Origin of the sequence: Marinomonas alcarazii, assembly GCF_003208215.1 — a bacterium.
Lineage (GTDB): Bacteria > Pseudomonadota > Gammaproteobacteria > Pseudomonadales > Marinomonadaceae > Marinomonas > Marinomonas alcarazii.
This window is the reverse complement of record NZ_QKLW01000006.1, coordinates 238,430-244,429: the sequence shown is the minus strand read 5'-3', so window position 1 is coordinate 244,429 and position 6,000 is coordinate 238,430. Positions and strand designations below refer to the sequence as shown.

General features: G+C 43.1%; 4 protein-coding genes. All 4 read right to left on the bottom strand.

Going from position 1 to position 6,000, the window contains the following annotated elements; genetic code table 11:
* Positions 1–176: 176 nt before the first annotated feature.
* Positions 177–1,835 carry a GGDEF domain-containing protein gene (locus tag DFP75_RS13560; RefSeq protein WP_110576551.1) on the bottom strand — a complete coding sequence of 553 codons (1,659 nt, stop codon included), beginning with the start codon at positions 1,833–1,835 and terminating at the stop codon, positions 177–179.
* Between the two features lie 175 nt (positions 1,836–2,010).
* A complete protein-coding gene (locus DFP75_RS13555) occupies positions 2,011–4,353 on the bottom strand; it encodes an ATP-binding protein (protein ID WP_110576549.1) in 2,343 nt (780 codons plus the stop codon).
* Positions 4,353–5,183 (bottom strand): substrate-binding periplasmic protein, encoded by an 831-nt coding sequence (locus DFP75_RS13550; protein ID WP_110576547.1) that lies wholly within the window; start codon positions 5,181–5,183, stop codon positions 4,353–4,355. The genes DFP75_RS13555 and DFP75_RS13550 overlap by 1 nt, the downstream gene beginning before the upstream one ends.
* Positions 5,183–5,914: a response regulator gene (locus DFP75_RS13545; RefSeq protein WP_110576545.1), complete on the bottom strand. Its 732-nt coding sequence runs from the start codon at positions 5,912–5,914 to the stop codon at positions 5,183–5,185. The genes DFP75_RS13550 and DFP75_RS13545 overlap by 1 nt, the downstream gene beginning before the upstream one ends.
* Positions 5,915–6,000: the final 86 nt, after the last annotated feature.

Sequence of the window (6,000 nt, the reverse complement as noted above, 5' to 3'; positions counted from 1 at the left end):
GCATTGCTGAGCTAATGTGATTTTTAAAGCACGACTGTACTTTGACATAAAAAGAACCCCCAATGTTGGTTGTCCAACTATTGGGGGTCACTTCATTTTGAGCAAGACAAAGCCCCTTCTAATAGACAAAAAAATCCCAGCATATCGCTGGGATTTGTGGTTGAAATACAGAAGGATTACTGACGATTAAACTTCACCGCATACATAGCTTTATCAGCTCTATGTAAAAGCGACTCCAATGTATCTTGGTCCTGAATAAAGGCATTACCAATACTAAATTGAACCGAAACCCGATCCCCATTAAAGTCAATTTCATGCAACACTTTATCACTACGCAGTCGTTCAGAAATACGATCTTGTTCTTGCTTATCTCTAACCAAAATTAAGAACTCATCTCCCCCCCATCTTGCCACTACCCCTTTTTCATCGACCACACTCAATAGATAAGACGCAATTTTCTGCAAGACAAAGTCTCCAGCTGCATGGCCAAGTCGGTCATTGATTAGCTTAAATTCGTTCACGTCCACGTTAATCAGCCCAAAGGATTTCTGGTCCTTTTGCCAGGACGCTAAATACTCTTTCATATACATTTCAAAACCACGGCGATTATACAATTCCGTCAAAGGGTCTAAGATTGAAAGCCGATTCAATTCCGCCGTTCGTTCTTTTACTTTTTCTTCTAGTTGGTGCTGATACTCTAAAAGAGAGGTCGACATTTTTTCATAATGGGATACTAATCGCTTAATTTCAGTACCAGCAAAATAGCTTAATTGGGGAACACGATAACGATTTTTACCTAGCTGACGAATCGATAAATCCAACTCTGCCAAGGGTTTCGTTACAATCAATGACAACAGAACATAAAAAATAATTAAGGCGACAACAAGGCTCACAAAGAAGACAACAAACAAGCTTGAAAACTCGCTCAATGGTAGAAAACGTCCAATATCAATAAAGTTCACTTGCAGCCAATCAATTTCGGGAATGTAAATAACACTGGCTAACTGATGAGTTCCGTCTTTATCAACGCGGGTCATTTCGATCTTATTTGGGCGATTTTTCGCGCTTTTAAGTGCTTGCTTCAAGCGCTCTTTTGACTCTTCGTTATCGAGCAATTGGAAGATCAGCTTTTTGCCCTCAGCATTTTTTGTAAGAGAAGAATAGTTAATGAGTTCCTTTTGCTGATAAAGCTGAATTGCCCCTTCATAATTGGTAAAAACAATGGCTGAATAGACATCTTGCTTTTCAACCATTTGATCTAAGAAATCGGACAAATCAAGCCCTGTCCCAACCACCCCTAGAATTTCGTCACCTTGACGGATTAACACATCAGACCACAGTTTTATCACTCCTAGCTCTACATCAGGATTCACATTAAGGTGCAGGTCTAGATTGTGCTCCATAATTTGATAGAACCAAGCGTCTGATTCCTTTGAAGATTCAAGGGTATAGCGATAGAATTTTCCCGATGCGTCGTCATCGCTGAAGTAATAGCGCTCGTTCTTTTTCAAGGCAATAAAATAGGACTTCTCTGCAAAGCGCATTCTGAACTCTTCTGCATCGATAAAAGCTTGTTGCTTTAAAGATTCATTATTAGGCTGTTCAGCCCATGCTTTTAAAGAGTCCAGCTCTGCAAATTCTTTCGATAGGTTTATTTCTTGAATTAGAGGCAATAACGTTCTGGCTTTGTCGTATCTAGCTTGCTTCTCGGCATAGCGCTCAACCCAACTCTCCACAAGATCTTCCGCAAGCACACGAATTGAAAGCCAAGAAAAAAAACAAGTTAATAGCAAGATGCCTGTGGTAGATAGCAAAAAACGCGACTTAATCGTCATGTGCAAGAAGATTCCATCTAATTAAACAAAAGCAGGTACATAATGTACAAGCAACAACTACGCCACACAAAGCGAGAGACCTAATGAAACACTTTATTTAAACAGTATAAAAGATGAGTTTTGTAACAATCTTACAAAAAATGGGCCGCGCTTCGAAATCAATACCGACTGATTTTTAGGCATTGCTTAACGCTTCTTTTAATAACGCTATTGTGGAAATATAAAGTGGTGTCAACTTCTCGATATCACGACTCAAGTCTATTTCGCCATTAGCACTAGCATGACTTTCCAACTCACGAAACGCTGCGGCCAAAGTCCGTGCCCCCACTGCATCGGCATCCCCCGCCAAGCGGTGCGCAATATCAGAAATCTCATAGAAGTCTTGCTGGATATTCATTTCCGCCATCTCTTCCAGACCTTGCTCTACTGAAGAAGAAAACAATGACACCAGTTTCTGCAAACGCTGTTTGCCTAAAGCCGCTAAATGAGAGTGTATGAGGCTCGTGTTAATCAGCCCAGTCGCAATTTCCTGACTCTCCTCCAATTGGTAACTCCGGCTTAATTGCTCACCCATCACTTGATATAATAATTCGCGTTTAAATGGTTTTGGAATAACAGCCCGAATGCCAATGTCGTGGCATTGTTTAACATTACTTGGTAACACATTCGCCGTTAGCGCAACGATAGGTGTTCGTGCATTGATGTGGTTAATGTGACGGATTTGATTCGCTACATCTAAGCCACTTAATAAAGGCAAATGTATATCCATTAAGATTAAATCAAAGCGGTGCTCAGACGCTTTATTTAACGCTTCCTGTCCGTCTGTAGCGAGTGTGACCTTGTGGCCGTCTTTTTCTAACAATTCCGTGGTGACAGCTTGGTTAATCGGTGTATCTTCAACCAACAAAATAGACATAGGCGCCAGCTTTTTCGGTAATTCTATCTCATCATCACTGGAGTTTACTGGAGGATCTAGCGCTAAAAGAGGAATATAAAACCAGAAAACACTGCCTCGCCCTTCTTCACTTTCTACTCCCATTTCCCCTTCTAAAACATGTACCAACTGAGCCGTTATTGCTAGCCCTAACCCAGTTCCCCCAAAACGTCGTGTCACGCTTTCATCGGCTTGACTAAAGCGTTCAAAAATATGAGGAAGGTACTGATTAGGAATCCCTACTCCGGTGTCTTCTACTTCAATTAATACACCTTGCCCTTGTTCCCCATGTTCTTGGGCGGGCTCCACGCTAATGGTCACAGAACCATCGTGAGTAAACTTGATGGCATTAGAAATCAAATTCGACAATATCTGCCGCAGTGCTCCTGCGGCACCTTGGTAACGGTCTTCTAATTGTTCGCTAATACGGACAGTCAGAGTGGTATTTTGTTGACGAGCCTGTGCCAAAAACAACAAGCTCGTAGAGTTTACTAATTCACTCAAGGAGAATGGCAGTATCTCGGGGCTGTACATGCCTTCTTCTAGGCGAGCATAATCCAATAAGCCATTAAGGATCTCTAACAAGGCTTCGCCAGATTGATAAATCGCACTGAGCTTTTCGGCACTTTGAGGAGTCTGAGATTGGCTTTGAAGCAGTTCTACCATGCCCAGAATGCCATTTAATGGTGTTTTTATTTCGTGGCTCATGGTCGCCAAAAATTGACTCTTGGCCACATTGGCTTTCTCTGCGGCCTCTTTTGCGTCTTGTAGACGTCGTGTTCGTCGGCTCACTTGTTCTTGCAGCTGATCACGGTGATAACGCAACTCGGCTTCAATCAAATCTTTCTGTTTAATATCTTCCAGAATCGCTTCCCGCATATCATTCATTGCATTGACTACAGCATCAATTTCATCCGTGTCTTGACGAGGCGCTTTATGGGGTAGCACCAACCTCGTTTTCAGGTTTCCAGCACCAATAGAGCGCGTGTAGCTGGCCATGTACTCAAGATGGCGGGTCACCATCAAATGCACGATCAACAGTAACAACACCCCATTAATGAGCACCAATATGCTCTGAAAAAGCGCAATCTCTATTGCCGAACGCAGCAGTTTTGACTGGATCGCAGCCAAATCATGGTAAACCGTCAATTCGCCTAATAAACGGGAGGTTGGCTCACCGTAACGATCAATGTAGTAAATCGGCAATGTCGTTCCATTATTCTCAGAAATGGCGGATTTATCGCCGACGACAATACCTTCTTTCCAATCAGCTGAATGCAGTGTCACCGCATTAACATTGGAGAAGTTCATAATGCCTTTTAGCTGCAACTCTAGTTGCTCACTGTCCAAATCCCAAAGCCCCTTTCGAAGCCCTTCAATATGAGACGATGTAATGTAGTCCGTTTGCTGCTGCATCGACGCCTTCTCACGACGATATTCATTGAACACCTGAATACTGGTAGAAATGAGTGCTAGCAATAAACTGAGTGATAACAGCTTAATAAAAATTCGATACGCCAGAGGATGCATTTGCTTGTAGCGTAGAAGATTTGGCAGCAAAGCGTACTTCGATGATCGAGACATTAGTTTCCAGAACCCCCTCTTTTTAAATCAAGGTCTTCGCTGTAAACCTTATGATATTGGGTAACGAGCTTGGGGACTGTTGCAGGGTCTTTCAAAAGCTGCTCCAAGCGTTGATTTAACAATGGCAGCCATTTAACTAAGAAAGATTTCTTGGAAATCGCCAAATACCAAAAATCACTTACATCCGTCTCGGTGTAACCAATTTTATCCTCTAGCCCTAAACGACGGAGGTCTAACTGACCTGATAAGCCGCCCATGGGGACAACATCTAAACGATTGTCAGCCAGTTTTAATAAGTTTTGATCTTGCGTGGAGACAAATTCAAGACTGGGGTATTTATGCAGAGCAGCGTCAACCTTATTGCCAAAACTATCGCCCATTAGCACTCCCACCCGCAAGCCTGCTAATGCTTCCCAACCTTCAAAATTAAGGGGGTGTTCGAGCGGATAATAAAGATAAATAGATTCTCGAATAATAGGCGCATCGAGATAAATCATCGATTGCTGGCGAACATCCGTTTTGAAGCCAGACAAGATATCGACATTGCCTAATTCCACTTCTTTAATGCAGCGTCGCCAGTTGCTGTCTTGATAGGTGTCAACGGTGACATTAAGCGGCTCGAGCAAACGTCGAATAACAGCCACATTAATACCATCTATCTGCTGGTCTTTGTTTATCCAAGTAACCGGAGGATAGGCATTGTTACCACACACTCGTACCGTTGAACCAGATAACCCATCTAACTCAGCCGACGACTCTGCCAACGCAGGCACAGAAGCGCTTACCACCAAAATAACCGCCAGTGCCCTCTTATATGCAACAGCCAGCATTAGCAATCATCTTGCACAGGATGACTAAACAGATAACCAACACCATGGACGGTAATGATCATTTGAGGGCATAAAGGGTCTTCGCTTAACTTGCGGCGAATTCGTCCGATCAAGACATCAATGGTCCGATCTGTGGCGTTCCACGTACGATTCTTAATCCTGTCCATTAATTGGTCTCGGGTTAGGACGGCCCCTTCGCTCATCTTTAACGCCAACAGCAGTTGAAATTCCCCTTCCGTCAATTGGCTCACACTGCGGTCAGATTTCACTAACACTCGTCGAGACGTGTCCAGTTGCCATGTTCCAATCGTTTGCAGCACAGGCTCTTCAACCACTGTTTTAGACAATTCTCGCTGCTTTTGGACGCGACGAATCAGGTTCTTGCCTCTAGCCAAGACTTCACGGGCATTGAATGGTTTACAAACGTACTCGTCAGCCCCACATTCCAACCCAATAATACGGTCAATATCGTCCTGTTTGCCGGTAACCAAAATAATGCCCACTTCAGAGCGGCTTCGCAGCTCTCTCGTCAAGGTTAAGCCATCTTTGCCAGGCAAACGGATATCCAGCAAGATAAGATCGAACTCTTGCTCGCTCAGTAACAACTCTGCAGCTTCAGCTGTTTCAGCACTGATGACGGTATAACCTTCTTCTGCAAAATAACTCTCTAAGGTCTCTCTGATGACACTTGAATCGTCAACAATGAGGATTTTACTGTCTGACTTTAACATAGTGATGCACTGCACAAGGTGTAAGTTAGATCCAATATTTCATGGTCATTTTTATCGTTATTTTGTCATATTGAACAAGTTATTAG